Source organism: Caballeronia zhejiangensis (assembly GCF_022879815.1).
GTDB lineage: Bacteria > Pseudomonadota > Gammaproteobacteria > Burkholderiales > Burkholderiaceae > Caballeronia > Caballeronia zhejiangensis.
The window spans coordinates 660,113-684,263 of the sequence record NZ_CP084285.1 but is presented as its reverse complement, the minus strand read 5'-3'; the positions used below and the strand labels follow the sequence as shown (position 1 = coordinate 684,263).

The following is a 24,151-nucleotide window of genomic DNA, read 5'->3' as shown; positions in this document are numbered from 1 at the left end:
TCGGCGGACGTTGCCGATAACACACGCACACGTCCACCAGGCATCGCCGCCACCGCACACGATGAATCGCGCCCCATCCGACAGTTCGCTCCAGGCCGCTTTCCTGCGGCACGAAGACACACTCGCGCCGCCCGAGCGCGCGCTCGGCGAGGACGATCACGCCGTCTATCGCACGCTGCTCGAATCGACCAAGGCGATTCCGTGGAAGATCGACTGGGCGACGATGGAATTCGCCTACATCGGCCCGCAGATCGAGGCCTTGCTCGGCTGGGCGCCGTCGTCGTGGAAAACGGTCAACGACTGGGCCGAGCGCATGCATCCCGACGACCGCGAAGCAGTCGTCAACTTCTGCGTCTCTCAATCGAAGGCGGGCACGGATCACGAAGCGGATTACCGCGCGCTCACCCGCGACGGCGGCTACGTGTGGCTGCGCGATGTCGTGCACGTCGAGCGCAACGAGAAAGGCGAGGTCGAGGCGCTGATCGGCTTCATGTTCGATATCAGCGAACGCAAGCGCACCGAAGAAAAGCTCGCGCAAATGCAGCGCGAACTGGAACGCCTGTCGTTCAGCGACAGCCTGACGGGCGTCGGCAACCGCCGCCGCTTCGACGACGTGATGGCGCGCGAATGGCATGCCGCGAAGGATTCGGGCAAGCCGCTGTCGCTCGTGATGATCGATATCGACTTCTTCAAGTCGTACAACGATTACTACGGCCACGTTCAGGGCGACGAGTGTCTGAAGCGCATTGCGCGCGTGCTCGGCGAGGCGGCGGGTCCGCAGCACTTTCTCGGCCGGTTCGGCGGCGAGGAATTCGCGCTGATTCTCGCCGATACCGACGCCGAATCCGCGATACGCGTCGCGGAGCGTTGCCGCGCGCTGATCGCCGAGGAAGCGATTGCGCACGTGCGCTCGCCGCACGATCAGCGAGTGACGGCGAGCTTCGGCGTGGGAACCGTCGTTCCGGGCGAGCGCATGGACGTGACGGCGTTCATCAATCTGACCGACGCGCAGTTGTATCAGGCGAAGGACAACGGCCGCAACCGCATTGCGGCGGTGGATCGCGCGGGCATGCAGGGCGAAGGCTTCAAGGCGCAGTCGCGCTGAAACGTCAGACGCGTCCCGTCACCGGAATCGCCGCGCCCGTGATGCATTGCGCATCCGGCGAAAGCAGGAACGCGATCACCGCGCCGAGCGCTTCGGGCCGCACCCAGCGGGAGAAATCGGCGTCGGGCATGTCGCGGCGATTCGGCGCGGTATCGATGATCGACGGCAACACCGCGTTCACCGTCACGCCCGTGTCCTTCAACTCTTCGGCGAGCGCTTCGGTCAGGCGCAACAGCGCGGCCTTCGATGCCGCGTAAGCGCCCATCCCCATGCCCGCTTTCATCGCCGCGAGCGCGCCGACATTGACGATGCGCCCGCCTTCCTTCGCGCCCAGTTGCGCGAGCGCGGCCTTCGATGCGTTGAGCGCGGTCTTCACGTTGACATCGAACATCGCTTGCCAGGTGTCGGCGCTGCCGTCCGCGACCGTTTCCCAGGCGAATGCGCCGGCGACGTTCACGAGCGCATCGAGGCCGCCCGTCCGCTGAACGACCGTATCGATGGCTTGTTGCGCCGATTTCGCATCCGTCAGATCGATGCCGGTCACGATGCAGGCGTCGCCGAGCGGCGCGGGCAACGCTTCCGACGCCGCGCCGTGGCCGATCAGCGCGACCCGCGCGCCGCGTTGCGCGAGCACGCGCGCCGTCGCGAGTCCGAGACTGCCGAAGCCGCCCGTGATGGCGACGATCTTTCCTTCGAGGCTGTTCATGACGTTGTCGCTCCCTTCGATGGCGCCTGATGAAGCATAGGACGGAACGCGGCGATCTTCAGGGCGCGTGTCGCGGATCGCGTTTCACCGCGCGCTGGACCGCGAACACGGCCACCGCCGTCGTCGTGCCGGTGACGAGCACGCCATACAAGCCCAGCAACATCGACAAGGCTCGCCCGATGCCCGTCGTCGCGACGACATCGCCGTATCCGATGGTCAGCGCCGTCACGCCGCAGTAATAGACGGTTGCGCCGAACGAAACGCGCGCGTGCGTCGCGGTTTCGACGGGCGCGCCGAGCCAGAACATCGCCGCGCAGAGCGCGAAGAACGCCATCAGCAGCGTGCCGAGCAGCGAGCGCAAATGCCACAGCGCGCGGATGAACTCGACCGTCACCTCGCGTGAATTGATCGTTTCGACCTTGAAGAGTTTCGTGATGCTATTCATTCGGAATGGACCTGCGGCGCGTGAACGAAAGCCGTCATCCTACCTTCGCCCGCATCGGCCCGAAGCATCCGGGCGCGTTATTCAGCCAGCGCCGATCCCGTCTTTCCGGAAGCCTTCGCGCCGCTTTCGGCGGCCGTCAGGTCGTATCCGGATTTCGCGTCTTCATGGCCCGAGCGCCGATCGCGCGACACGCTCGAATCCCGCCCGATGCGCCTTCGCGAGCGCCGATGCCGTCTCGCGAAGCGCCGCGCGATCCATCGCCCGCGCTTCGTGCATGGCGGCGTGCAATTCGGCGATGCTCACCACACCCGGCGCGCCCGCGATCTCCCACGTCGAGGCGTACGCGCGCTGCTTGGCCGCGTCCGCGTGCGCGATATTCACGCGCGGCAAGCCGTACGCCATCGCGACGATCCGGCCATGCAGGCTGCTGCCCGCGTAACCGTCGCTTTTCGCGATCAGCGCGCAGATGTCCCAGATGTCGAGCGAATCGAAGATCGTCACCGACGGATGGCGCATACGCGCCGCCATGCGCTCGTAGACCGCGATGTCGTCGTGCCACGGCGCCGCGCCCGCGCGAAACAGCGCGATGCCCAGTCCCGTCGATGCGCCGATCAGATCCAGTTGATGCGCGATTTGCGCGAGCGTCGCGTCGTCGCCGAAATCCGCGCTGAACTGGACGGCCAGATAACCGCGCGGGAACGCGCGGCATGCGCCGGCGCGCGTCCGGATGCGCGCGTCGAAAAGCTCGGCGACCATCGATGCCGGATCGGGGACGAGGCGCGCGTCGATTCCCGCGCGCTTCAGGAAGGCTTGCGTGTGCGTGTCTCGGACGCTGATGTCATCGGCTGAACGGAGCTTGGCCAGCACTTCCGCCTGAAACGCGGCATCGCGGGCGTCGAGCGTCGCGCCGCCGATCGCATCGAAGGAAATCGACGCCGCTCGCGGAAACATCCCGCGGCCGATGACGTACGGCGCGAGCGCGTCCATGCCGAGTTCGGCGCGCGCCCACGCGTTTCGATCCGCCGCGCGCGACTCGTATCGGGCGATGCAGGCTTGCGCTTCGTCGGGATTCTTCAGCATCACGGCGGCTTCCCACGCGTCGCACGTCAGCAACTCGCCGCCCGCGTGGATCAGCACGACGGGCTCGTCGCGCCAGCGCGCGGCCAGTTGCGAAAGCGCGGCGACGCCGTGGCCGCCGTGCGCGCGCAGTTCGCGCCGCGCGCATCCGGCGAATATCGGTTCGACGTTCGGACGGCGTTCAGCGAGCAAGGCCGCGACGACATGCGCGAACAACATGTCGCCGAAGTTATGCCGGTCGAACGCGCCGAACACGATGATCCGCCGATTGCTTCCCATCCGAACGCACCTCACGATCCGCTCATTCTGCACGTTCACACTTCCTTCACACGATCACGCCGTCACGCGCGTGATGCCGCCGCTCGACAGCAAACGCACGCGCTGGCCGGCGTAGAACATCTGGCCATCGGCGGCCTGGGTGATCGCGCGCAAATCGCCGTTGTCGAGACGCACGGTGATTTCGAGTCCCTTCTGCCGTTCGAGATGATCTTGAATTTGATCGCCCGCGACCGCGCCCGCAATGCCGCCGATCACGCCGGCAAGCAGCGAGCCGTGTCCTTCTCCGACCGCGCTGCCCGCCACCGCGCCGAGCAGGCCGCCACCGATCGCGCCGAACGGAGCCGGATGGACGTCGTTGTTCTCGATCGTCACGCCGCGCACGCTTTCGACGGTCGCCATACGCACCGTTTCCTCGTGTTGCGTCTGCATGCTGTCGTAGATGTCGGCGGAACTTCCCATCGATGCGCAACCGCTCATGCCCACCGTGCAGGCGACGGCCAAAGCGCAGACCGCGATAGTCGACTTGTTCATGTTCTTGCTCCTCAGATCGGACGATGTCTTGTTGGTTTCGGCTCGCGTTTCGCGTATCGCGTTGCCATGCAAAGCATCGTAAAGAGGCCGAATGAGCGCTGAATGAGCCGGCGCGACGCGCTTGACCTGCATGATTGAAGCGCTTATACAGGACTCTCATCGCTCGCGACCGGAGTGCAGAATGACAAGAAACGCAATTCCCTTCGTGGTTTGCGCCATCGCTCTCGCTGCATGTTCCACCGGCGGTTCCAACTCCGCGCCGCCGCCCGGCGCCGTTACGACGACGCTACCTTCGGGCGGCGTCTACAAAGGCTCGCTCACGGGCAGCACGGCGCAAGCCACGCTTCTCATGCTTTTCGACGGCACCGCCTATCTCTTCTACGCAAGCGCGGGCGGCGCGGGGCTCGCGGGCGTCGCGGTCGCGAAGAGCGGCAAGCAATCGGGCGATGGCCGCTTCATCAGCGACGCCGCATTCGACTATCGCGTGGGCAAGGCGCCTGCGTCGGCGGCCGTTTTCAGCGTGAACTTCGCGCGCGCGCCCGCCGTCGACGGAACTGTCGCGAACAAGGACGACGGCGCGGGGCTCGCGTTTTCCGCCAACGCCGCGCCGATGCTCGACATCGCGCCGAGCCGCGCCAACGCGGGCGGCCTGTACAGCGGACGCGGCATGTCGCTCGGCGGAACGACGCAGACGCGCATCACGGTCGCGGGCGACGGCTATCTCGCCGGCACGACGACATCCGGCTGCATCTTCAAAGGCACGACGGCGCCGCACCAAGGCGCGAACGCCTACGACGTCTCCGTGACCTTCGGCCCCGCGCCCTGCCCGCTTCCCGAAACGACCGTGACCGGTCACGCGGTGCTCGACGGCGCGCGTCTACTCGTCGCGTTGCCGAGCCCGGACCGCACCGACGTCTTTCTCTTCGACGGCCGGAAATAGATGCCGCATGCAACCGCGCGCCGCAGCGAAACTTAGTCATCCGCTGCTTACTTAAGCGATTTCTATCCTAAGATTGTTTTCATTGCCGAAGCGTCGTGCGATGCGCGCGTCGGCGGAAGTGGCCGTGTTTTGTTCAGTGCAATTCCGAGAGCACCTTTTGCTTTGCATGGAACCGGACGGCGCCACCGAAACGTCCGCTCCGGTTATTAACAACAACAGGAGACAAACCGGATGAACGCAACGTTCAAGCTTTTGCCGTTGGCCGTCGGCGCGATGATCGCCTGCGTGCCGCACGCGAACGCCGCGCAGGACAACATCAACGCGCTTTCGAATTTCCGGCAGACGGGCAATGCCGCACCGCCGGAAACCATTCCGCAAGCTGGCCAGACGGCCGATGCGCTGCGCAAGAATCTCGAGCAGATCAAATTGCCGCCCGGCTTCAAAATCGAGCTATACGCCGTCGTGCCCGAGGCCCGCGCGATGACGATCGAGCCTTCGACGGGCGTCGTGTTCGTCGGCAGCCGCAAAAATCGCGTGTGGCAGGTGACTGACCGGACCAAGCAACGCGTAGCGAGCGATGTCGTGCAGTTTGCGTCGTCGGTGACGTTCAAGGTGCCCAATGGCGTCTGCTTCTCGCCGGACGGCGTGCTCTACGTGGTCGAGCAGAACCGCGTGCTCGGCTTCCCGGCGGCGCAGTTCTTCGGCGAAGGCGGACCGGATGTCGCCGCGGCGGTCGTCGTCCCGCAGGGCAAGCTGATCCCGACGCAGTTCGAAAGCTTCAATCACGGCGCGCGCTACTGCCGCGTCGGGCCGGACAAGAAGCTGTACATCGCGCTCGGCCAGCCGTGGAACGTGCCGCCGAAAGACAAGCTCGCCGAACTCGACAGGAATGGGCTCGCGGGCATCATCCGTCTGGATCAGGACGGCAAGAACCGCGAAGTCTACGCGCACGGCGTGCGCAATTCGGTCGGTCTCGATTTCAATCCGAAGGACAAGACGCTCTGGTTCACCGATAACCAGGTCGACGGCATGGGCGACGACACCCCGCCGGGCGAGCTGAATCGCGCGACCAAGGGCGGCGAGAACTTCGGCTTTCCGTGGTACGGCGGCGGCAAGGTGCGAACGGTGGAATACAAGGACCAGAATCCGCCGGCGGGTCTCGTGTTTCCGCAGGTCGAGTTCGCCGCGCATGCCGCCGATCTCGGCATGTCGTTCTACAACGGGAAGATGTTCCCGCAGAAGTATCAGGGCGGCATCTTCGTTGCGGAGCACGGCTCGTGGAACCGCACGAAGCCGATCGGCGCGCGCATCATGTTCACGCCGATCAAGGACGACGGCACCGCAGGCGAGGCGGAAGTCTTCGCGGAAGGCTGGCTGACGAGCAGCGGTGAGTACATGGGCCGTCCCGCCGACGTGCAGATGCTGCAAGACGGCTCGATGCTCGTCTCCGATGACTACGCGGGCGCGATCTATCGCATTTCGTATTCGGGGGCCAAATGAGGGTCGCGCTGACGGCGGCGGTGCTCGCGGGCGTTCTGGCGGCGGGCGCTTCCGCGTCGTTCGCGGCCGGCGACATCAAAGCCGGGCGCGCGAAGGCGACGGCGTGCGCGGCGTGTCATGGCATCGACGGAATGTCGAAACTGCCGGAAGCGCCCAATCTCGCCGGGCAGACGGAGGAATATCTCGTGAAGGCGCTCAACGATTTCCGCACGGGCGAGCGCAAGAACGAAATGATGTCGATGATGGCGAAAACCTTGTCCGACGCGGACGTCGCCAATCTGGCCGCCTACTATCACAGCCTCGGCAAGCAGTGACCGCCGCCGATGTGTTGCAAATTTGCTGCGGTCGATTACCGATTGCGATTTTTTTTGTTTTAGGTGTTGACGTGGAGGCTTAAGGGTTTATACTAACACCTGTCTCCTCCATGTCTCAACCGATGTGGATTCAAGCCCGCTCAACTGAAGCGGGCTTTTTTTTGGCCTAATTTTCTGGCCGCTTCACCGCTCGTCTGGCATGTCGCCGCGCAATTCGGCCTCGATCTGGTCGATCGAAGGCAGGGTCGTCTCCAGCGATGCCGGAACTTCACGCAGCAGCTGATATTCGGCGACGCCCATCGGCTTCGCGACGCCGCGCAGCGCATATTCGGCGACCAGCCGGTTCTTCTCCTTGCACAGCAAAAGCCCGATCGTCGGCTGATCGTCGGGCGCCTTCAGTTGCGCATCGACAGCGGAGAGGTAGAAATTGAGCTGGCCAGCGTATTCGGGCTTGAACGGCGTCGTCTTCAGTTCGACCACCACGTAGCAGCGCAGCTTCAGGTGATAGAACAGCAGATCGATGAAGAACTCGTCGCCGCCCACATCCAGCCGATACTGCCGTCCGACGAACGCGAAGCCTGCGCCCAGCTCCAGCAGAAAGCGTGTGATGTGCTGGGTGAGCGCCTGTTCGATATCGCGTTCCTGCGCGTTTTCGGCGAGTCCGAGGAAATCGAAGATGTATGGATCCTTGAGCGCGTCGCGCGCCAGATCGGATTGCGGCGGCGGCAGGCGCTCGTCGAAATTGGTGATCGCGCTGCCGCTGCGCGTGTGCGCGGCGGTTTCGATCTGCATCACGAGAATCTGGCGCGACCAGCCGTGCTCCAGCGCCTTCGCCGCGTACCAGCTTCGATCGTCCTGATTCTTGAGCTTGTCGAGCAGCGTGCAGAGATGGAACCACGGCAATTGTGCAGCAGGCTGCTGCACGAATGCCTCGTCCGGCCACGCCTGCGCGAGCGCGCGCATGTATTTCAGATTGCGCGGTGAAAAGCCGCGCATGTCGGGAAACGCCGATTTCAGATCGCGCGCGAGCTGATCGATGACGCCCGCGCCCCAGCCCTGTCGCCGCTGACGATCGAGAATATCGCGGCCGATCTGCCAATACAGCGTGACGAGCTCCCGGTTCGCGCTGGCCGCCGCCCGCTGGCGCGCGCGCTCGACACGCAGTTTCAGTTCGGCGAGCCAGCGCCGGTAATCGTCGTCCCAGACGTTGGGAAGATTGGCGGTCATGCGGTTCCTGGTTCGACGCCGGTTGTCGTGGAACCGTCATTATCGGCGGATTCTGCTGCTGCGTCGGTTGGTCTCCTGACGCGCCCGTGGCGCCTGGCTTGGGGTTATCTTCCCAGGCTCTTCGGCCTCGATGCTTTATGTTGTCCACAGAAACTGGGCACAAGCCTGTGGATATCGTTTCAGATTTTGCTGCAACGCATTGATTCGACAACACTTACTTCCGCCGCCCAACGACGCGCCCCGCGCGCGCCGCCGTCGTCGTCGTCGTCTTCAGTCGACATTCGGCATGCACGACGCGAGCACCGCGTCGAAGCGATTCATCTCGATGCTGAAAATCGATTGCGGCGCGGTGGCGTTCAGTTCGTCCGCGGGGGATGTCGGCAGCGCCATCGCAATGGTGGCCGTCGCGAGCAGCGCAAGGACAACCGACAGGAACCAGGAAAGAACGATCATCGCCAACCTCGTCAAGTAAGACTCTCTGAATCGGCGCGCGTGAACGTCAGCGCGTGATGTGAAGAGTACGGCTGCGCGGCGCTTCGCACAGCCCTACGGACGGGGGGACGTGAAGGAGGGTAACTACGGACGCAGCAGTGGCGACGCCGTCGTCGATACGCCTTGCGCGAGCGCCGCGGCTTCCTGCGCCTCGAGCGCGCGGACGAAGCCTTCGCGTTCGCGCAGACGCCGCCAGTATTCCGCGATCGATGGCGCGAAGTGCGCGCTCTGCCCCAGCAATTCCGCGAGCATCAGCGCGTAGCCGACGGAAATGTCCGCCGCCGTGAAACGCCCCGCGCACAGATACGGCTGCGCGTCGAGCAGCGGCGCGAGCGTGCGCAGACGCGCGTGGAACCAGCGCGCGTAATCCTCGACGATCTGCGGCTGCAGCCGCTCCGGCGGCTCCAGATGCGCGTAGCGAAGCACGAGCGTCTGCGGAAACGTGAGCGTCGCTTCGCCGAAATGCACGAAGTTGAGATAACGGCCGAAATCGGCCTCGTGCGGCGCGACATCGAGCGCGCCCGGCGAATAGCGCGCCGCCAGATACTGGCAGATCGCCGACGATTCGGTCATGAAAAGCGCGTCGTCCGCATCGTCGGTGAGCGCCGGAATCGTGCCGAGTGGATTCACGTCCTTGAAACCGCGCGCGAACACGCGCGGCGGAAACGGCAGCATCTTCAGTTCATACGGCACGCCGATTTCTTCCAGCGCCCACAGCGGCCGGAACGAGCGCGCGCTCACGCAGTGATGCAGCGTAATCACGTCGATTCCTCCGGTGCTTCAAACGAGCCAGGACGGCTTGCGCTTCTCGAGGAAGCTGCGCACGCCTTCGCGCCCTTCGTCCGATGCGCGGATGCGCGCGATGCGCTCCGCCGTCTCGCCGATCGACGATTCGTCGATCTCCTTGCCCGCGAAATCCGCGACGAGCTTCTTGCATTCGCGCACGGCGTTCGGACTGTTCACGGCGATGCTCGCGGCGATCGCTTCGACGCGCGCATCGAGCTGATCGGCGGCGACGGCTTCGTGCACGAAACCGAGACGCAGCGCTTCGGCGGCATCGAAGCGCTCGGCCGTCACGAAATAGCGATGCGCCGCGCGCGCACCCATCGCGCGGACCACGTACGGCGCGATCGTCGCGGGCATCAGGCCGAGCTTCGCTTCGGAGAGACAGAAGTGCGCCGTGTCCGCCGCGACCGCGATATCGCACACGGCGACGAGTCCCATGCCGCCCGCGTAGGCGTCGCCCTGCACACGCGCGATGACCGGCTTCGAGCAGGCGTAAATCGTGTTGAGCATGGTGGCGAGACCGAGCGCATCGGCGCGATTTTCCGCTTCCGAATAGCCCGCCATGCGCTTCATCCAGTTGAGATCGGCGCCCGCGCAGAATGCCGGACCGTTCGCGGCAAGCACGATAACGCGCACGTTGGCGTCGTCGTCGAGCGCGCGGAAGGCGGCGGTCAGCTCGACGACGGTCGCGTCGTCGAAGGCGTTGCGCACGTCGGGGCGATCGAGCGTCACGCGCGCGACGTGGCCTTCGATGCCGAGCTTCAGGCGTTGCAGATTCGTTGCGTCGGTCATGCTTCGTCTCCTGCGCGCTCGAATTGAGCGCGGCTCAGTTCATCGTGGCTGGCAATTTACCTTTCGGCGATCAGTTTCATCGGAAAACATGAAAACGGTCAACTCATATTTTTGAGTGTCACTCACAATGAGTCCATCAAACAATCATCCGACGAGTCGCGCCGAAACCCATGCACCGACGCAATATACTCGTATATATTACGGTGCTCGCCGGACCCTACGGCCACACGCTCGCGGCCTCCAACGCGCCGCCTGAAGTCGTTCCATAAGCAGAATTTCAACTCGGTTCAAGGAGCTTTACGTGATGACTCGTATTCTGCGCGCTTTGCTTTGCGCGTTCGTTCCGCTCGCTGCGGGCATTGCTTCGGCATCCGCGCTGGCCGGCGAAGTGCAGGTCGCGGTCGCGGCCAACTTCACGGCGCCCGTGCAGGCGATCGCCGCCGACTTCGAGAAAGACACCGGCAACAAGGTCGTCGCATCGTTCGGCGCGACGGGTCAGTTCTACGCGCAGATCAAGAACGGCGCGCCGTTCGAAGTGTTCCTCGCCGCCGACGACGCCACGCCCGCCAAGCTCGACAGCGAAGGCGCGACCGTGCCCGGCAGCCGCTTCACCTACGCGACGGGCGCGCTCGCGCTGTGGTCCGCGAAAGACGGCTACGTCGACGATAAAGGCGACGTGCTGAAGAAGAACGCGTTCAAGCACATCGCGATCGCGAACCCGAAGGCCGCGCCGTACGGTCTCGCCGGCTATCAGACGCTCGACAAGCTCGGCCTCGCAGCAGAAATCAAGCCCAAGGTCGTCGAAGGCCAGAACATTTCACAGACGCAGCAGTTCGTCGCGACCGGCAACGCGGAGCTCGGCTTCGTCGCGCTGTCGCAGATCTACAAGAACGGCAAGGTCACGAGCGGCTCGGCGTGGATCGTGCCGGCGAACCTCCACGAGCCAATCAAACAGGACGCGGTTATCCTGAACAAGGGCAAGGACAATCCGGTCGCGAAGCAGTTCATCGAGTACCTGAAGGGTCCGAAGGCCGCCGAAGTCATCAAGTCCTACGGTTATCAACTCTAATTTCGCCGATGCCGCTCGATAGCGCCGATCTCCAGGCTATTACGCTGACGCTCAAACTCGCGTCGCTGACAACGGTGCTCCTGCTCGTCGTCGGCACGCCGATCGCGTGGTGGCTCACGCATACGCGTTCGAAACTGAAGGGCGTCGTCGGCGCGGTGGTGGCGCTGCCGCTCGTGCTGCCGCCGACGGTCATCGGCTTCTATCTGCTCGTGCTGATGGGGCCGAACGGTTATGTCGGCAAGATCACGCAGGCGCTCGGTATCGGCTTGCTGCCGTTCACGTTCACGGGGCTCGTCGTCGGCTCGGTGATCTATTCGATGCCGTTCGTCGTGCAGCCGCTGCAGAATGCGTTCGAAGCGATCGGGCGCCGTCCGCTCGAAGCCGCCGCGACATTGCGCGCCGGTCCGTGGGACACGTTTCTCACGGTGGCGCTGCCGCTCGCGCGGCCGGGCATCGTCACGGCGACGATTCTCGGCTTCGCACATACCGTCGGCGAATTCGGCGTCGTGCTGATGATCGGCGGCAATATTCCGGGGCGCACGCGCGTCGTGTCCGTGCAGATCTTCGATCACGTCGAGGCGCTCGAATACGCGCAGGCGCACTGGCTCGCGGGCGGCATGGTGATATTCTCGTTCGTCGTTCTTCTGCTGCTCTACTCCGGCCGACGTTCCGTCACGGCTCATGTCTGAACTCACTTATCAACGCGCGATGCTCGACCGCGCGCATACCCGTTCCGACGAAGCCATCGAAGCGCGCTTTCTCGTCGAGCACGAGGGTTTCGCCTTCGATATCGATCTCGCGCTGCCCGGTCGCGGCGTCACCGCGATCTTCGGCCATTCCGGCTCCGGAAAAACCACGCTGCTGCGCTGTCTCGCGGGACTCGCGCGGCCGCGCGCCGGGCGGCTCGTCGTCAACGGCGAAGTCTGGCTCGACACCGAGCGCCGCATTTTTCTGCCGACGCACAAGCGCCCGCTCGGCTACGTCTTTCAGGAAGCGAGCCTCTTTCCGCACTTGAGCGTGAAGAAGAATCTGCGCTTCGGGCTGGAGCGCGTGAAGTCGGCAGAGCGGCGCGTGGATCTGTCGCAGGCGGCGGAATTGCTCGGCATCGCGCATCTGCTGGAGCGCATGCCGGCCGGATTGTCAGGCGGCGAACGGCAACGCGTGGGCATCGCGCGGGCGCTCTTGACGAGTCCGCGTCTGCTTTTGCTCGATGAACCGCTCGCGTCGCTCGATCAAAAACGCAAGCAGGAAATCCTGCCGTATCTCGAACGCCTGCACGATGAACTCGACATTCCCGTGATCTACGTGAGCCACGCGCCCGAAGAAGTCGCGCGCCTCGCGGATCATCTCGTGCTGCTCGAAGGCGGCCGTGCGCTTGCGAGCGGGCCGATCGCCGATACGCTCGCGCGGCTCGATCTGCCGCTCGCAATGGCCGACGACGCATCGGTCGTGTTCGAGGGAATCGTCGACGGATACGACAGCAAGTACGGCCTGCTCACGCTCGCGCTGCCGGGCTCGCGCGCGAAGCTCGCCGTCGTGCATACGCCTTTGTCCTGCGGCAAGACGATGCGCGTCGCCATCAAGGCGCGCGACGTGAGTCTCGTCACCGGCACGCACGAGCACGAGCGCAGCAGCGTGCTGAACGTGCTGCCCGCGACGGTGATCGGCATCGCGAAGGACGCCCATCCGTCGCAAGCCGTGGTGCGGCTCGACGTCGACGGCTCGCCGCTGCTCGCGCGCGTCACGCGTTATTCGCTGGACCGGCTAGGCATCGTCGAAGGCATGCGCCTGTGGGCGCAGGTGAAAACGGTGTCGCTACTCGCGTGAACGCGCCTCGAGCGCGGCGTATTGCAGCAGCATGATCGTCTTGCCGTCCATGATTTCGCCGCGCTCGATCATCTGCATGGCGGTTTGCAGCGGGACTTCGATCGTCTCGATTTCCTCGCCCTCTTCCTCTACGCCGCCGCCGTCCGAAACGCGCATCGAGCTGTCGTAATCGCCGACATAGAAATAGAGCTTCTCCGTCACCGATCCCGGGCTCATGAACGCCTCGAAGATCTTCTCGACGCGATGCACGCGATAGCCCGTTTCCTCCTCGACTTCCGCGCGAATGCGCTCTTCGGGCGTGGCGTCGTCGAGCAGGCCGCCGGGCGACTCGATCAGCATGCCGTCGTGTCCGTTGACGAACGCGGGCATGCGGAACTGGCGCGTCAGCAGCACGTTGCCGGTCTTGCGATCGCGCAGCAGAATCGTCGCGCCGTTGCCGCGATCGTAGGTTTCGCGGCTCTGACGCTGCCAGACGCCATCGCGGCGCTGAAAATCGAAAGTCACTTTTCTGAGGACGTACCAGTCGTCCGACAGCACTTCGGTTTTGAGGATGCGGACGCGCTCGCTCGTTTCCATCGGTTCACCCGTTCGACAAGTTGTTGAACTCATGGTAGCGTGCAGTTTCGTGCAATATCAAGAAATTTCGTGCAAACAATGTTGACCAGTCAGCGCAAGAAAGCGATTCTCGATGCCCTCAAACGCGACGGCCAGGTGCTCGCCGCCGAACTGAGCGCACGCTTCGGCATTTCCGAGGACACGGTGCGGCGCGATCTGCGCGAACTCGCGGCCGAAGGGCTGCTGCAACGCGTGCACGGCGGCGCGCTGCCTGCTTCGCCCGCGATCGCGCCGTTCGCGCGGCGCGAGGACATGGAATCGGAGGCGAAGCGGCGCATCGCGAAGAAAGCGGCGGACATGATCGCGCCGGGGCAGATCGCGATCATCGACGGCGGCACGACGTCCGCGCTGCTCGTGCGTCAGTTGCCGGCGAATCTGTCCGCGACGATCGTCACGCATAGTCCGAGCGTCGCCGTGGCGCTGGCGGAGCACGCTTCGGTCGATGTCGTGCTGATCGGCGGCAAGCTCTACAAGCATTCGATCGTCACGGTCGGGGCCGCTGCCGTCGAAGCCATGTCGCACATTCACGCCGATCTCTATTTCATGGGCGTCACCGGCGTACATCCGACGGCCGGCCTCACCACCGGCGATTTCGAGGAAGCGCACGTCAAGCGCGCGCTCGCGGCGCGCGCGGCGGAAACCGTCGTGCTCGCGTCGGCGGCGAAGCTCAACGCGGCGTCGGCCTACAGGATCGGCGGGATCGATCTGGCTCAGACGGTCATCGTCGAGGAAACCGCCGACGCGAAGCTCGTCGAACCGATCGAACGCGCCGGAATCACCGTGCTGCGCGCATGAATTCACGACACTTTGTTACCGGGTAACGCGCCGAAAAATACGCGCCGTTCCGCGTAATTGAAATTCTCCGGCAAAGGGAATAGCGTTCGAGGATGCGCTATGTCAGGTCAACTGCGGAGGTCGGATTTCCGTTGGTGCCATCGACATCGCAAACATTTTTTCTGGAGAAGGACGTGAATCGCCTGAAGGCTTTTATCGCGCTATCGCTGATCGCGAGCGCGGGCGTGACCGCCAACGCGTACGCCTGGGCGCGCGTCGGCGTGTGGGTCGGCGGACCCGTGTATTACCCGTATCCCGTCGCGCCGGCGCCGTATTACTACTATCCGCCGCCGCCCGTCGTCGTTCAGCCTGCCGCGCCGGTTCAATACGTCGAGCAGGGTCAGCCCGCCGCCGATCCGGGCGCGCCCGCGCAGCAGCCAGGCATGTGGTACTACTGCGACTCCGCGAAGGCCTATTACCCGTACGTGAAGCAATGCGCCAACGCATGGCGTCCGGTTCCGGCGACGCCGCCGCCATCGAACTGATGCTGTTCGGCACTTTGAAAACCGATAACCAAGCGAAATCGCAAGAATCCATGAACTACTCGAGGCTTGGCCTTTTACTGGCGGCAATCGGCGTGACGGGCCTTTCGGCCTGCACCGTGATGCCTACCGGCCCCAGTGTGATGGCGCTACCGGGCAGCACCAAAACGTTCGACCAGTTCCGCGCCGATGACAACTCCTGCCGCCAGTTTGCCCTTCAGCAGGTCGGCGGCGTGGACGCCAATCAGGCGGCGACCAACAGCGCGGTCGGCAGCGCGGTCGTCGGCACCGCGCTCGGCGCGGCGGCGGGCGCGGCCTTCGGCGGCGGATCGGGAGCGGCCATCGGCGCGGGCGCGGGCCTTCTGACCGGCAGCGCGTTCGGCGTCGGGGCATCGCAGGCATCGGGCTACAACGTGCAGCAGCGCTACGACTACGCGTATCTGCAATGCATGTACGCCGCCGGCGACAAAGTGCCGGTACGCGGCTCGACGCGCATGGTTCAGCCGTCCGGCGGCGCGTATTCCACCACGCCTCCGCCGCCTCCGCCGCCGCCGGGCTGGCAGCCGCCGCCCGGAACTTACTGACAGACTGAGTCAATGCCGCACGCGCCGGTCATCGCCGCCGGCGGCGAGCGGCGCATCGGGCACGAACGACGGCGCCACGAGCAAGCCCGTCACCCAGCCGATATAAAACCGCAAGTCGCTCCAGAACTCCGATCGCTCATACACGCGAAACGCCTGTGCGTGCGCGAGCCATAGCGCGAGTTGCAGCGCGCCCGTCAACACGAGCCAGGCGAGCGCGATCACGCCGGTCGCGCGGGCGCAGCGCCTGAACGTGAACGCATCCCACTGTTCCCGCACGATGAGACATCCCGCGATCAGCACGGCTATCGTGGGAATCGCGCTCGTCACGAGCACATGCGCGCTCCAGCCGAATATCACGCCGACCAGCAAACCGACGATGATCGACAGCGCCGCAATCGGCCACGCGATCCACGACGGCGCGCGCGCGGCCATCCACGCAATCGTGATGAAAAACGGCGTGATCGCCCATTGCAGCGCCTGCGCCACGGCTTTCACGAGGTTCTCGCTTGCCTGCTCGTTGGAGTGACTCGCTGCGACATACACGGTGATCGCCTCGTGCACGCAGACGGCGACGATCGCAAAGCTCAACGCCTCGCACGCGGCGAAAGCGGGAGATTTCTCGGCGGGCTCGTGCGCGTCGGACAGACCGCGCAAGCGCTCCAGCACCGGCTCGACGAAGAACGCGAGAATCGCGCCGATCAGGAGCGCGGCGGCGGCATCGGTCAGCGAAAAATGGCCGAAGAGCGAAAACAGCCCTTGCCACAGAAATTCGGGCGCGGCCGCGCACACGGCCACCCAAAGCGCGAAGAAGAACCCGTTCGAAGCACTTCTGAGCGGCATGGCCACCTCGATGCGTTTTTATTGTTCCGGCGGCGACGCATCCTTCACGCGCTCGATCAATGTCGCGCGCACGCGCTCGCGCAGGTCGGCGGGCATCGAAAAGCATTCGTAGGCGAGCGCCTGCGCAACGGTCACGATCCGCAGTTCTTCGTAGCGGCGTCCGCTTTCGATCATCGCTTCGAAGGCGTTGGCGCGCTCGTTGATTTCGATCGGATCGGCATCGACGAGCAGGACGGCGTGGGCAAGCACCGCATAGAGCGGCTGGGCCTTGTCGTCGTGCGGCACGCGCCGCCAGTACTGCGCGGTGCCCGCGATCTTGCGGGCGTCGTCGCCGGGGCCCCAGGCGAGATTGAAGCGGCCGTCGCAGAAAGAACCTTCGACCGCCTGCCAGTGCGTCAGCACGCCGAGCGAGCTGAGGGCATCGGCGAGAATCCGGCACAGATGCACGTAGACGGTTTCGGACAGCGCGCCCATCGGCGCGCGCACCGGATACGCGAGGCTCAGATTGAGCACGCCCGGACCCTGCGGAACGAGACCGCCGCCGGACAGACGCAGCCACACGGGACAGCCGCGCGCAGCAAAAGCCTCGCGCGCGTCGGCGAGCGCCGCGTAACGCTGATAGCTGCGCGGCACGACGAGCGATGCAGGCGCGTCCCAGACATGCGCGACGGCATCGCCCGCGGCCGCGCGCGCGAGGAGCGCTTCTTCGGCTTGCAGCGGATCGTGCGGATCGCCGGAAAGCGCGGCGGGATCGATCAGTTGGAAGGGCATGGCATCGAAGGAATGACGCGCCGACGCAGACGCGATCCCGACATGGTAGTCAAGAACGCGCGGGCGCGCCGCGACGGTGTCCTGCTCCGCCGCGGCGCGCGCCGGGCGATCAGCCGCCCTTGCCTACGTGCTCCTTCAACAACGCGTTGACTTCGTTGGCCTTCTCCATCTGACTCATGTGCCCGGCGTCGTCGAACACGCGAACGGTCGCGCCTTCCGGTGCATGCTTCGCGTGCGCGGCGGGAATGATCTGGTCCTTTTCGCCCCAGATCACGAGCACCGGCTTGCCCGACGCAGCCAGCTTGCCGCCCGGCAGCGCGCTCTGCTTTCCGCCCGCGAACAAGCCGCCGTTGAGCGATGTCAGCGCGTCGCTGACGCCGTCGAGCCGCTTGTACTTCAGGAGATCGTCGAGCATCTGGCGGCTGACGAGTTCGGGATTCGCGAACAGCAGTTCGACCACCGGTTTCAGCTCGCGACGCGATTCGGCCGTGACGAAGCCTTCGGTGTACGCATTGTTCACTTCATCGCCGAAGCCGGCAGGCGATATGAGCGACACGGACTGCACGCGCGACGGCTGGTCGACGGCCATCTGCGCCGCGATGCCGCCGCCCATCGAATGGCCGACGAGATGCGCCGCTTCCAGACCCACGGCGTCCATGAACTTGCCGACGAACGCGGCCAGCGCTGCCAGAGACGTTCCAGGCACTTTAGGCGTCGATTGTCCGTGGCCCGGCAGATCCAGCGCGAATACGCGGTTCCTTTCGGCGAGCGCATCGAGGTTGAACAGCCAGTTGTCGAGATCGCCGCCGAAGCCGTGGATGAACAACACCGCGGGCCGGCTCGCATCGTCGCCGCCGCGCGAGGCGTAGCGCACGCGGATGCCATCGACATCGACGAAGTGATACGCCGCCGCTTCCTCGCCCGCTTCCTCATCTTCGGCGGGCGTGACGTAGGACGAAACGTACGCGTCGATATCGGCGTCGCTCACGTCGGACGGCGCGAGCACGCCGAGCAGCGCCTTGACCGGCAGCGTATCGCCCGCCGACGCGACCCGCCGACGCAGCAAACCCGCGTCGGGCGCTTCGACGGCGTTGGCGATCTTGTCGGTTTCGACATCGAGGATCGGCATGCCGACGGTAATCTCCGTGCCCTCCTCCACGAGCCATTCGTTGACCGTGCCTTCCTTCATCGACAAGCCCCATTTGGGCATCACGATCGGTGTGATTGCGGCCATCAGTGCTTTCCTCCCTTCATGGTTTTTCGTGCGGCGTCGGCGATCTGCGCGGCGCTCGGTATGTAAAGATCTTCGAGCGTCGGCGAGAACGGCACCGGCGTATGCGGTGCGCAGACCATCTGGATGCCCGCTTTCAGCGCGCCGAACGCCTGCTGCGCGACCTGCGCTGAAATATCCGTGGCGATATTGCAGCGTGGGTTCGCCTCATCGACGACGACGAGCCTGCCCGTGTTCTCGACCGTCTCCAGCACCGTATCGAGATCGAGCGGCGACAGCGTGCGCAGATCGACGACTTCCGCTTCGATGCCTTCCTTCGCGAGCGTCGCGGCGGCCTCCAGCGCGCGATGCACCATCAAGCCGTACGTGACGATCGACACGTCCTTGCCGTCGCGCACGACGTTCGCTTCGCCGAACGGAATCGCATACGAGTTCTCGGGCACTTCGCCTTCGAAGCCGTAGAGATTCTTGTGCTCGCAGAAAATGACCGGATCGTTGTCGCGGATCGCCTGAATCAGCAATCCCTTCGTGTCGTAGGGCGTCGACGGGCACACGACCTTCAGCCCCGGAATGTGCGTGAACAGCGAGGTCAGCATCTGGCTATGCTGCGCGGCCGCGCGAAAGCCCGCGCCGACCATCGCGCGGATCACGACGGGCGTTTCCGCCTTGCCGCCGAACATGTAGCGGAACTTCGCCGCCTGATTGAAGATCTGGTCGAAACACACGCCCATGAAGTCGATGAACATCAGCTCCGCGACCGGACGCATGCCGCACGCCGCCGCGCCGATCGCCGCGCCCACGTATGCCGATTCCGAGAGCGGCGTATCCAGAAGGCGATCGCCGTGCTTCGCGTACAGACCTTTGGTGACGCCGAGCACGCCGCCCCACGCGTCTTTCTCGCCGTCCGCGCCTGCGCCGCCGACGATGTCCTCACCCAGCACGATCACACTCGGATCGCGCGTCATTTCCTGATCGATGGCTTCGTTGATCGCCATCTTCATGCTCAGTTTGCGGGCCATGGTGTTTGTCTCCTCGAATCAATATTTGACGTAGACATCGGTGAGCAGATCGGCGGCGGTCGGCAAAGGGGCGTCCTTCGCTTCCTGCACCGCGCGGTCGATCAGCGCGGCGACCTCCTTGTCGATCGCGTCGAGTTCTCCCGGGGAGATCACGTCGGCTTGCGTGACGGCGGCCGCGAACTTCTTCAGGCAATCCTTGTTCGAGCGGATATCGTCGATTTCGCCGGGCGCGCGGTACGTCTGCGCGTCGCCTTCGAAGTGACCGTAGAAGCGGATCATCTTGCATTCGAGCAGCGCCGGCCCGCCGCCTTCGCGCGCGCGTTTGATGACCTCGCCCGCCGCTTCGTACACCGCGAAGAAATCGGTGCCGTCGACGGTCACGCCCGGAATGCCGAAGCCCGCCGCGCGATCGACGTAGCTATCGACGGCCGTGCCGTAGTCACGCGCGGTCGATTCGGCATAGCCGTTGTTCTCGATCACGAAGATCACCGGCAGGTTCCACACGGCCGCGAGATTCAGGCTTTCGAGAAACGTGCCCTGGTTCGACGCGCCATCGCCCGCGAACGTGATGCCGACTTCGCCCTTGCCGCGAAACTTCGCCGCGAGCGCCGCGCCGCAGATCAGCGGCGCGCCCGCGCCGAGAATGCCGTTCGCGCCCATCATCCCTTTCGACAGATCGGCGATATGCATCGAGCCGCCCTTGCCGTTGCACGAGCCGCCTTTCTTGCCGTAGATCTCCTTCATCATCGCGACCGGATCGACGCCTTTCGCGATGCAGTGTCCATGTCCACGATGCGTGCTCGCGATGCGGTCGCCATCGTTCAGATGCGTCATGATGCCGACGCCCGCCGCCTCCTCGCCCGCGTACAGGTGCACGAAGCCGGGAATGTCCCCGCGTCCGAAATCGACGTGCAGGCGCTCTTCGAAATCGCGGATCGTGCGCATCTTGCGATACGCGCTCAGCAGTTCGTCCTTGGAGAGCGGCAAGCCGCCCGCATGTTGCGTCGCTGTCATCTCTGTCTCCTTTGATGTCTTCCGTGGGTTGGCCTAGCGGGTGTGGCTGCTGGACTGACGCATCAGCCCGGACGCCGCCGCGTAACGCATGCACGCGGCGACATCGATGCTGCGAAAAGCGCTTTCCCTGAGCGTGACGCTCACTTCGTCGCCGGGTCCGAAGGCGAGCTCGCGTTCGCCGTCGAGCGCGACGATGCCGCTCTTCTGCTTCACGCGATGCGGCACGCCGTCGGCGAGGCGCGTCCAGTTCGCGATCGGCACGGGTTCGACGAGGCCGGGCGCGATCGGCGCGTGCAGTTCGAATTCGCAGTCGCCTGGTCTGCCGAGCTCGATCGCGAGTCCGCCCTTGTCGTGCCGCCCGAGCGGTTCGAGCAGACCGGCGATCGCCGACATGCCGATCGCCTGCGGATCGGCGTAAGAGACGTAGACGGCGGCGAGCGTGTCGATCTTCCACAGCGCCCGCGCGCCGATGAAATGCTCGTGCGAAATCACGGCATCGACGAGCGCGATGTCGCGGCGCACGCTGCCTTTCGCATCGCGAATTTCGATGTCGAGCAGCTTGTTCGACGCGAGCGCTTGGCGCGCGGGGACGCGGCCCGTTGCGTAGAGCCCCGTCGCAAGTCCGGAGATGGTCGGCTCCCGCATTTCCGGATAGGCGTTGTTCGTGCCCGTCGACAAGCCTGCGATCGGCACCTGGCCGCACTCGCGCACGACCGCGCGATGCGTGCCGTCGCCGCCGAGCACGATGAGCGCATCGGCGCCGGCGTCGTGCATCATGCGCGCGGCGCGAAACGTGTCGTCGACGCGCGCGGTCACGGGCATGTCGAGGAATTCGACGTGAGCGAGCGCGGCGTCCGGACCTTGCTTGCGCGAAAGATGCCGTTGGAGCATGACCTTGAGACCTTCGCGGTCCGGCATCATCAGCACGCGCGAAGCGCCGCACGACGCGAGCGACGACAGCAGCCGCAACACGATATTCACGCGATCCGCGAGCTGCAGGCTGTTCGCATTCGCGATGACGCGCCGGATGTCCCGCGCCGAAACAGGATTGGCGATGATGCCGACGAGCGGTGCCGCGCTGTCACGCATGCCAGTGTCTCCGTTGTGTGTTTTGTGCGGCGGATAAAGGCAAGCGCCATGCCAATCTGAAGACGGCTTTCGCGCGCGAAAAAGCGAGGGATTACCCGCGGAAATCGGGCGCTTTGGAGGGTGTACGGGGCGCCGCCGTGACAGGTGTCACAGCGGCAGGTGTATCGGCGGGAGTACAGGCGTATCGCGCGTTAGTGGCCCGCGTCGCGCTGATTCGGCGACTTGATGCCGTAGCGCGCCATGCGCCGGTAAAGCGTCATGCGGCTCACGCCGATCTGCCGCGCGACCGCGCTCAGATTCCAGCTCGCCGCGCGCAGATACTGCATCAGCAGCATGCCTTCGGGCGGCAGCCGATGCGGATCGAAATCCTCGACGACGGCGCGCGCCGGCTCGGCTTCGACTGGCGTCGGCGCGCCGTCGAATCCTTCCGGCAGATCATCGACATCGATCGAACCGTTCGCGCACACCGCGCGCGCATAGCGCAGCACGTTGCAAAGCTCGCGCAGATTGCCCGGCCACTCATGCCGATGCAGCCGTTCACGCGCCGCCGGCGTCAGCGTGACCGCGCCTTCGAGCAGCTTGTCGACGAGCCAGTCGAGATCGCTTCGTTCGCGCAGCGGCGGCAGCGTGAAGCGCGCGCCGTTCAGGCGATAGTAGAGATCCTCGCGGAAGCGTCCGTCGTGCATGAGCGCGTCGAGCGAATGATGGGTGGCGGAAATCACGCGCACATCGACCGATACGGGCCGCGACGCGCCGATCGCGAGCACTTCGCCTTCGGCCAGTACGCGCAGCAGCCGCGATTGCAACTCGCGCGGCATGTCGCCGATTTCATCGAGAAAGAGCGTGCCGCCGTCCGCTTCCTGAATGAGCCCGCGCTTGCCCTTCGCGCCCGCGCCCGAAAAGCTGTTCGGCAGATGCCCGAACAATTCGCTTTCGATGAGCGTCTCCGGAATCGCCGCGCAATTCACCGCGACGAACGGCCCCGCGCGCCGCGCGCTCGCGCGATGCAGCGCCTTCGCGAAAAACTCCTTGCCGCTGCCGGTTTCGCCATTGACGAGCAGGTTGATCGGCGAATCGACGAGCTTCGCGGCGCGTTCCAGTTGACGCCTGAGCGCGGCATCGCCACCGCACAGCGCGGCGAGCGGCGCGGGCACTTCCACGCTGCGCGCCGCAGTCGCGTTGGTCGACGGCGTGACGCACGGCGCGGGCGGCATCACGCTCAGATAAAGCAGCGCGCCGGATTTTGCGAGCGGCACCGCGCGCAATTCGCTCGGGCGCGAATAGACGAAGCGGCCCAGCTCTTCGATGCGCGCGTCGAAAAGCGTATCGAACGGCACGCCGATCAGCGACGTCGCCCTTTCTCCCGGCGCGACCGGACGGCCGATTTCGGCGGCGAGCATCGTATGCGCGCGGCGATTGTGTCCGACGATGCGTCCGCTCGCATCGAGCGCGATCAGATATTCGGGGTTCACATCGACGAATTCCGGCGCGGTGTTCAGCTTCAGAATCCAGTCCTGCCGATGCGTGCGCAGAAAATTCGCGTTCTCGATGTGCCCCGCGTAAATCCGCACGAGTTGCAGCGCGAGATTCTGGCTGTCGCGCGCTTGCGGCGACACGAGCGCGGAAATGTCCAGGATCGCGGAAAGCGCGCCGCGCGAATCGTAGAGCGGCGCGGCGGTGCACGTGAGCGGAATGTGCGTGGCGTCGAAATGATCGATCTGATGGACGGTGAGCGCCTGCCCCGTCGTGAGCGCGGTGCCGACCGCGCAGGTGCCCGCGCCCGCTTCGCTCCACTCCGCGCCGAGATAGAGACCCGCGCGGCGCAGCGAGGAATCGGTGTTCGCATCGCCGATGTAATCGACGGTCACGCCGAGCGCATCGGTGAGCAGCACGACATAACCCATGCCCGCGACCTGCTCGTACAAGGCTTCGAGACCGTGACGCGCGATGCGCGCGAAGTCGTCGATGCGCTGCTGATGCTCGCGCAGGCGCGTCTGCGGCAGGATGCGCGCTTCCTGCATGCGCGACGGATCGAGTCCGTACTGATGCACGCAACGCCGCCATGAAGACTGAATGATGCCGTCGTGCGCTCGCGCCGTACCGAGCGCGTCCGCCCGCGTGGTCGCCGCGACGACTGCCTCGATGTGCTCGCGTTGCCGCATGTCCATCGTGCTCTCCTTGGCGTTCTCGTGCCGCCCGCACGCGGAATTCACCGATTCGCACGAGCGTGTCTCAGGCCATATGATGCTCGAATCGGCAGAACGCGTCATGCGGCGATAGCGCTGCGCCGCAACATATACGACCGCTGATACATCGGCGCATCAGAACGAAAATCAGGAGACAGCGGATGGCGAAGATCGCTTACGAAGACTTCGAGCGACAGATCGTGCAGCATCACCTCATCAAGGGCAACGTGTACGAGAACGGCGCGGCGCTCGTCGAGCGCGCGAACAGGTGGATTGCCGAGAACGACGTCGACGTGCTGAACGTCGAGAGCCTCTCGACGTTCGGCGCCGGCGACGATACCAGCGTGAGCCATTGGTACTCGGGCATTCGCGTCTGGTATCGGATCGCGTAGAAGA

Annotated in this window: 27 protein-coding genes; 11 read left to right on the top strand and 16 right to left on the bottom strand. The window is 65.0% G+C overall.

All coding sequences use genetic code 11. From position 1 onward, the window contains the following. Positions 1-61: 61 nt before the first annotated feature. A complete protein-coding gene (locus LDZ23_RS24275; protein ID WP_008347198.1) occupies positions 62-1,105 on the top strand; it encodes a sensor domain-containing diguanylate cyclase in 1,044 nt (347 codons plus the stop codon). A 4-nt stretch (positions 1,106-1,109) separates the two neighbouring features. On the opposite strand, the gene LDZ23_RS24270 is transcribed toward LDZ23_RS24275, so the two are convergent. The 4 genes from LDZ23_RS24270 to LDZ23_RS24255 form a co-directional block, all read right to left on the bottom strand. After that, on the bottom strand, positions 1,110-1,811 hold the full coding sequence (locus LDZ23_RS24270) for an SDR family NAD(P)-dependent oxidoreductase (RefSeq protein WP_008347197.1): 702 nt from the start codon (positions 1,809-1,811) through the stop codon (positions 1,110-1,112). A 58-nt stretch (positions 1,812-1,869) separates the two neighbouring features. After that, positions 1,870-2,256, bottom strand: coding sequence for a potassium channel family protein (locus tag LDZ23_RS24265; protein ID WP_008347195.1), 387 nt, complete (start codon positions 2,254-2,256; stop codon positions 1,870-1,872). Positions 2,257-2,418: 162 nt separating this feature from the next. Continuing rightward, positions 2,419-3,612 carry a polysaccharide pyruvyl transferase family protein gene (locus LDZ23_RS24260; protein ID WP_008347193.1) on the bottom strand — a complete coding sequence of 398 codons (1,194 nt, stop codon included), beginning with the start codon at positions 3,610-3,612 and terminating at the stop codon, positions 2,419-2,421. 54 nt (positions 3,613-3,666) lie between these two features. Next, positions 3,667-4,143: an outer membrane lipoprotein gene (locus tag LDZ23_RS24255; protein ID WP_033535903.1), complete on the bottom strand. Its 477-nt coding sequence runs from the start codon at positions 4,141-4,143 to the stop codon at positions 3,667-3,669. Between the two features lie 181 nt (positions 4,144-4,324). On the opposite strand from LDZ23_RS24255, the gene LDZ23_RS24250 reads away from it, so the two are divergent. From LDZ23_RS24250 to LDZ23_RS24240, 3 genes are all read left to right on the top strand, one after another. Further along, positions 4,325-5,083, top strand: coding sequence for a hypothetical protein (locus LDZ23_RS24250; protein ID WP_008347188.1), 759 nt, complete (start codon positions 4,325-4,327; stop codon positions 5,081-5,083). Between the two features lie 231 nt (positions 5,084-5,314). Further along, complete coding sequence (locus LDZ23_RS24245) at positions 5,315-6,583, top strand: PQQ-dependent sugar dehydrogenase (protein WP_034472221.1); 1,269 nt, start codon at positions 5,315-5,317, stop codon at positions 6,581-6,583. Next, positions 6,580-6,897 (top strand): c-type cytochrome, encoded by a 318-nt coding sequence (locus tag LDZ23_RS24240; protein WP_008347185.1) that lies wholly within the window; start codon positions 6,580-6,582, stop codon positions 6,895-6,897. The genes LDZ23_RS24245 and LDZ23_RS24240 overlap by 4 nt, the downstream gene beginning before the upstream one ends. Positions 6,898-7,080: 183 nt before the next feature. On the opposite strand, the gene LDZ23_RS24235 is transcribed toward LDZ23_RS24240, so the two are convergent. From LDZ23_RS24235 to LDZ23_RS24220, 4 genes are all read right to left on the bottom strand, one after another. After that, complete coding sequence (locus LDZ23_RS24235) at positions 7,081-8,124, bottom strand: PDDEXK nuclease domain-containing protein (RefSeq protein WP_008347183.1); 1,044 nt, start codon at positions 8,122-8,124, stop codon at positions 7,081-7,083. Between the two features lie 270 nt (positions 8,125-8,394). Further along, positions 8,395-8,577, bottom strand: coding sequence for a hypothetical protein (locus LDZ23_RS24230; RefSeq protein WP_008347182.1), 183 nt, complete (start codon positions 8,575-8,577; stop codon positions 8,395-8,397). 123 nt (positions 8,578-8,700) lie between these two features. Next, positions 8,701-9,378: a glutathione S-transferase family protein gene (locus tag LDZ23_RS24225; RefSeq protein ID WP_008347180.1), complete on the bottom strand. Its 678-nt coding sequence runs from the start codon at positions 9,376-9,378 to the stop codon at positions 8,701-8,703. 18 nt (positions 9,379-9,396) lie between these two features. Continuing rightward, the gene (locus LDZ23_RS24220; RefSeq protein ID WP_008347178.1) at positions 9,397-10,194 is read right to left on the bottom strand and encodes an enoyl-CoA hydratase/isomerase family protein; all 798 of its coding nucleotides are present in this window, start codon (positions 10,192-10,194) and stop codon (positions 9,397-9,399) included. Between the two features lie 304 nt (positions 10,195-10,498). Between LDZ23_RS24220 and modA the strand changes: the two genes are divergently transcribed. The 3 genes from modA to modC are packed head-to-tail and all read left to right on the top strand — an operon-like array spanning position 10,499 to position 13,090. Continuing rightward, the gene (modA, locus tag LDZ23_RS24215) at positions 10,499-11,263 is read left to right on the top strand and encodes a molybdate ABC transporter substrate-binding protein (RefSeq protein ID WP_008347177.1); all 765 of its coding nucleotides are present in this window, start codon (positions 10,499-10,501) and stop codon (positions 11,261-11,263) included. An 8-nt stretch (positions 11,264-11,271) separates the two neighbouring features. Continuing rightward, complete coding sequence (gene modB, locus LDZ23_RS24210) at positions 11,272-11,952, top strand: molybdate ABC transporter permease subunit (RefSeq protein WP_008347175.1); 681 nt, start codon at positions 11,272-11,274, stop codon at positions 11,950-11,952. Between the two features lie 19 nt (positions 11,953-11,971). Next, positions 11,972-13,090 (top strand): molybdenum ABC transporter ATP-binding protein, encoded by a 1,119-nt coding sequence (gene modC, locus LDZ23_RS24205; RefSeq protein WP_235366168.1) that lies wholly within the window; start codon positions 11,972-11,974, stop codon positions 13,088-13,090. Here the strand turns inward: modC and LDZ23_RS24200 are convergent. Further along, entirely contained in the window at positions 13,079-13,666 is a 588-nt protein-coding gene (locus LDZ23_RS24200; protein ID WP_008347171.1) for an NUDIX domain-containing protein, read from the bottom strand. The two genes, modC and LDZ23_RS24200, sit on opposite strands and share 12 nt — an antisense overlap. 78 nt (positions 13,667-13,744) lie before the next feature. Here LDZ23_RS24200 and LDZ23_RS24195 point away from each other — a divergent pair, with 78 nt between their 5' ends. The 3 genes from LDZ23_RS24195 (at position 13,745) to LDZ23_RS24185 (ending at position 15,605) form a co-directional block, all read left to right on the top strand. Next, the gene (locus LDZ23_RS24195) at positions 13,745-14,500 is read left to right on the top strand and encodes a DeoR/GlpR family DNA-binding transcription regulator (RefSeq protein WP_008347169.1); all 756 of its coding nucleotides are present in this window, start codon (positions 13,745-13,747) and stop codon (positions 14,498-14,500) included. A 173-nt stretch (positions 14,501-14,673) separates the two neighbouring features. Next, positions 14,674-15,024, top strand: coding sequence for a hypothetical protein (locus LDZ23_RS24190; RefSeq protein ID WP_033535906.1), 351 nt, complete (start codon positions 14,674-14,676; stop codon positions 15,022-15,024). A 50-nt stretch (positions 15,025-15,074) separates the two neighbouring features. Further along, a complete protein-coding gene (locus tag LDZ23_RS24185) occupies positions 15,075-15,605 on the top strand; it encodes a YMGG-like glycine zipper-containing protein (protein WP_033535907.1) in 531 nt (176 codons plus the stop codon). A 9-nt stretch (positions 15,606-15,614) separates the two neighbouring features. On the opposite strand, the gene LDZ23_RS24180 is transcribed toward LDZ23_RS24185, so the two are convergent. The 7 genes from LDZ23_RS24180 to LDZ23_RS24150 form a co-directional block, all read right to left on the bottom strand. Further along, on the bottom strand, positions 15,615-16,445 hold the full coding sequence (locus LDZ23_RS24180; RefSeq protein WP_008347163.1) for a hypothetical protein: 831 nt from the start codon (positions 16,443-16,445) through the stop codon (positions 15,615-15,617). Between the two features lie 18 nt (positions 16,446-16,463). After that, positions 16,464-17,216 carry a lipoyl protein ligase domain-containing protein gene (locus LDZ23_RS24175; protein ID WP_008347161.1) on the bottom strand — a complete coding sequence of 251 codons (753 nt, stop codon included), beginning with the start codon at positions 17,214-17,216 and terminating at the stop codon, positions 16,464-16,466. Positions 17,217-17,325: 109 nt separating this feature from the next. Then, on the bottom strand, positions 17,326-18,450 hold the full coding sequence (locus LDZ23_RS24170) for an acetoin dehydrogenase dihydrolipoyllysine-residue acetyltransferase subunit (protein ID WP_008347159.1): 1,125 nt from the start codon (positions 18,448-18,450) through the stop codon (positions 17,326-17,328). Beyond that, positions 18,450-19,466 (bottom strand): alpha-ketoacid dehydrogenase subunit beta, encoded by a 1,017-nt coding sequence (locus LDZ23_RS24165; protein ID WP_008347157.1) that lies wholly within the window; start codon positions 19,464-19,466, stop codon positions 18,450-18,452. The genes LDZ23_RS24170 and LDZ23_RS24165 overlap by 1 nt, the downstream gene beginning before the upstream one ends. Before the next feature lie 18 nt (positions 19,467-19,484). Continuing rightward, a complete protein-coding gene (locus tag LDZ23_RS24160) occupies positions 19,485-20,480 on the bottom strand; it encodes a thiamine pyrophosphate-dependent dehydrogenase E1 component subunit alpha (protein ID WP_008347155.1) in 996 nt (331 codons plus the stop codon). A gap of 33 nt (positions 20,481-20,513) precedes the next feature. Then, positions 20,514-21,569, bottom strand: a complete 1,056-nt coding sequence (locus tag LDZ23_RS24155) for an ATP-NAD kinase family protein (protein ID WP_008347154.1) — start codon at positions 21,567-21,569, stop codon at positions 20,514-20,516. A gap of 191 nt (positions 21,570-21,760) precedes the next feature. Continuing rightward, positions 21,761-23,737, bottom strand: a complete 1,977-nt coding sequence (locus LDZ23_RS24150) for a sigma-54-dependent Fis family transcriptional regulator (protein ID WP_008347152.1) — start codon at positions 23,735-23,737, stop codon at positions 21,761-21,763. 179 nt (positions 23,738-23,916) lie between these two features. On the opposite strand from LDZ23_RS24150, the gene LDZ23_RS24145 reads away from it, so the two are divergent. Further along, positions 23,917-24,147, top strand: coding sequence for a hypothetical protein (locus tag LDZ23_RS24145; protein WP_008347150.1), 231 nt, complete (start codon positions 23,917-23,919; stop codon positions 24,145-24,147). Positions 24,148-24,151: the final 4 nt, after the last annotated feature.

What these genes read in the sequence shown, in the direction of transcription:
- LDZ23_RS24275 (WP_008347198.1), top strand. Translation starts at nt 62, where the DNA reads ATGAATCGCGCCCCATCCGACAGTTCGCTCCAGGCCGCTTTCCTGCGG.
- LDZ23_RS24270 (WP_008347197.1), bottom strand. Translation starts at nt 1,811, where the DNA reads ATGAACAGCCTCGAAGGAAAGATCGTCGCCATCACGGGCGGCTTCGGC.
- LDZ23_RS24265 (WP_008347195.1), bottom strand. Translation starts at nt 2,256, where the DNA reads ATGAATAGCATCACGAAACTCTTCAAGGTCGAAACGATCAATTCACGC.
- LDZ23_RS24260 (WP_008347193.1), bottom strand. Translation starts at nt 3,612, where the DNA reads ATGGGAAGCAATCGGCGGATCATCGTGTTCGGCGCGTTCGACCGGCAT.
- LDZ23_RS24255 (WP_033535903.1), bottom strand. Translation starts at nt 4,143, where the DNA reads ATGAACAAGTCGACTATCGCGGTCTGCGCTTTGGCCGTCGCCTGCACG.
- LDZ23_RS24250 (WP_008347188.1), top strand. Translation starts at nt 4,325, where the DNA reads ATGACAAGAAACGCAATTCCCTTCGTGGTTTGCGCCATCGCTCTCGCT.
- LDZ23_RS24245 (WP_034472221.1), top strand. Translation starts at nt 5,315, where the DNA reads ATGAACGCAACGTTCAAGCTTTTGCCGTTGGCCGTCGGCGCGATGATC.
- LDZ23_RS24240 (WP_008347185.1), top strand. Translation starts at nt 6,580, where the DNA reads ATGAGGGTCGCGCTGACGGCGGCGGTGCTCGCGGGCGTTCTGGCGGCG.
- LDZ23_RS24235 (WP_008347183.1), bottom strand. Translation starts at nt 8,124, where the DNA reads ATGACCGCCAATCTTCCCAACGTCTGGGACGACGATTACCGGCGCTGG.
- LDZ23_RS24230 (WP_008347182.1), bottom strand. Translation starts at nt 8,577, where the DNA reads ATGATCGTTCTTTCCTGGTTCCTGTCGGTTGTCCTTGCGCTGCTCGCG.
- LDZ23_RS24220 (WP_008347178.1), bottom strand. Translation starts at nt 10,194, where the DNA reads ATGACCGACGCAACGAATCTGCAACGCCTGAAGCTCGGCATCGAAGGC.
- modA (WP_008347177.1), top strand. Translation starts at nt 10,499, where the DNA reads ATGACTCGTATTCTGCGCGCTTTGCTTTGCGCGTTCGTTCCGCTCGCT.
- modB (WP_008347175.1), top strand. Translation starts at nt 11,272, where the DNA reads ATGCCGCTCGATAGCGCCGATCTCCAGGCTATTACGCTGACGCTCAAA.
- modC (WP_235366168.1), top strand. Translation starts at nt 11,972, where the DNA reads ATGCTCGACCGCGCGCATACCCGTTCCGACGAAGCCATCGAAGCGCGC.
- LDZ23_RS24200 (WP_008347171.1), bottom strand. Translation starts at nt 13,666, where the DNA reads ATGGAAACGAGCGAGCGCGTCCGCATCCTCAAAACCGAAGTGCTGTCG.
- LDZ23_RS24195 (WP_008347169.1), top strand. Translation starts at nt 13,745, where the DNA reads ATGTTGACCAGTCAGCGCAAGAAAGCGATTCTCGATGCCCTCAAACGC.
- LDZ23_RS24185 (WP_033535907.1), top strand. Translation starts at nt 15,075, where the DNA reads ATGAACTACTCGAGGCTTGGCCTTTTACTGGCGGCAATCGGCGTGACG.
- LDZ23_RS24180 (WP_008347163.1), bottom strand. Translation starts at nt 16,445, where the DNA reads ATGCCGCTCAGAAGTGCTTCGAACGGGTTCTTCTTCGCGCTTTGGGTG.
- LDZ23_RS24175 (WP_008347161.1), bottom strand. Translation starts at nt 17,216, where the DNA reads ATGCCCTTCCAACTGATCGATCCCGCCGCGCTTTCCGGCGATCCGCAC.
- LDZ23_RS24170 (WP_008347159.1), bottom strand. Translation starts at nt 18,450, where the DNA reads ATGGCCGCAATCACACCGATCGTGATGCCCAAATGGGGCTTGTCGATG.
- LDZ23_RS24165 (WP_008347157.1), bottom strand. Translation starts at nt 19,466, where the DNA reads ATGGCCCGCAAACTGAGCATGAAGATGGCGATCAACGAAGCCATCGAT.
- LDZ23_RS24160 (WP_008347155.1), bottom strand. Translation starts at nt 20,480, where the DNA reads ATGACAGCGACGCAACATGCGGGCGGCTTGCCGCTCTCCAAGGACGAA.
- LDZ23_RS24155 (WP_008347154.1), bottom strand. Translation starts at nt 21,569, where the DNA reads ATGCGTGACAGCGCGGCACCGCTCGTCGGCATCATCGCCAATCCTGTT.
- LDZ23_RS24150 (WP_008347152.1), bottom strand. Translation starts at nt 23,737, where the DNA reads ATGGACATGCGGCAACGCGAGCACATCGAGGCAGTCGTCGCGGCGACC.
- LDZ23_RS24145 (WP_008347150.1), top strand. Translation starts at nt 23,917, where the DNA reads ATGGCGAAGATCGCTTACGAAGACTTCGAGCGACAGATCGTGCAGCAT.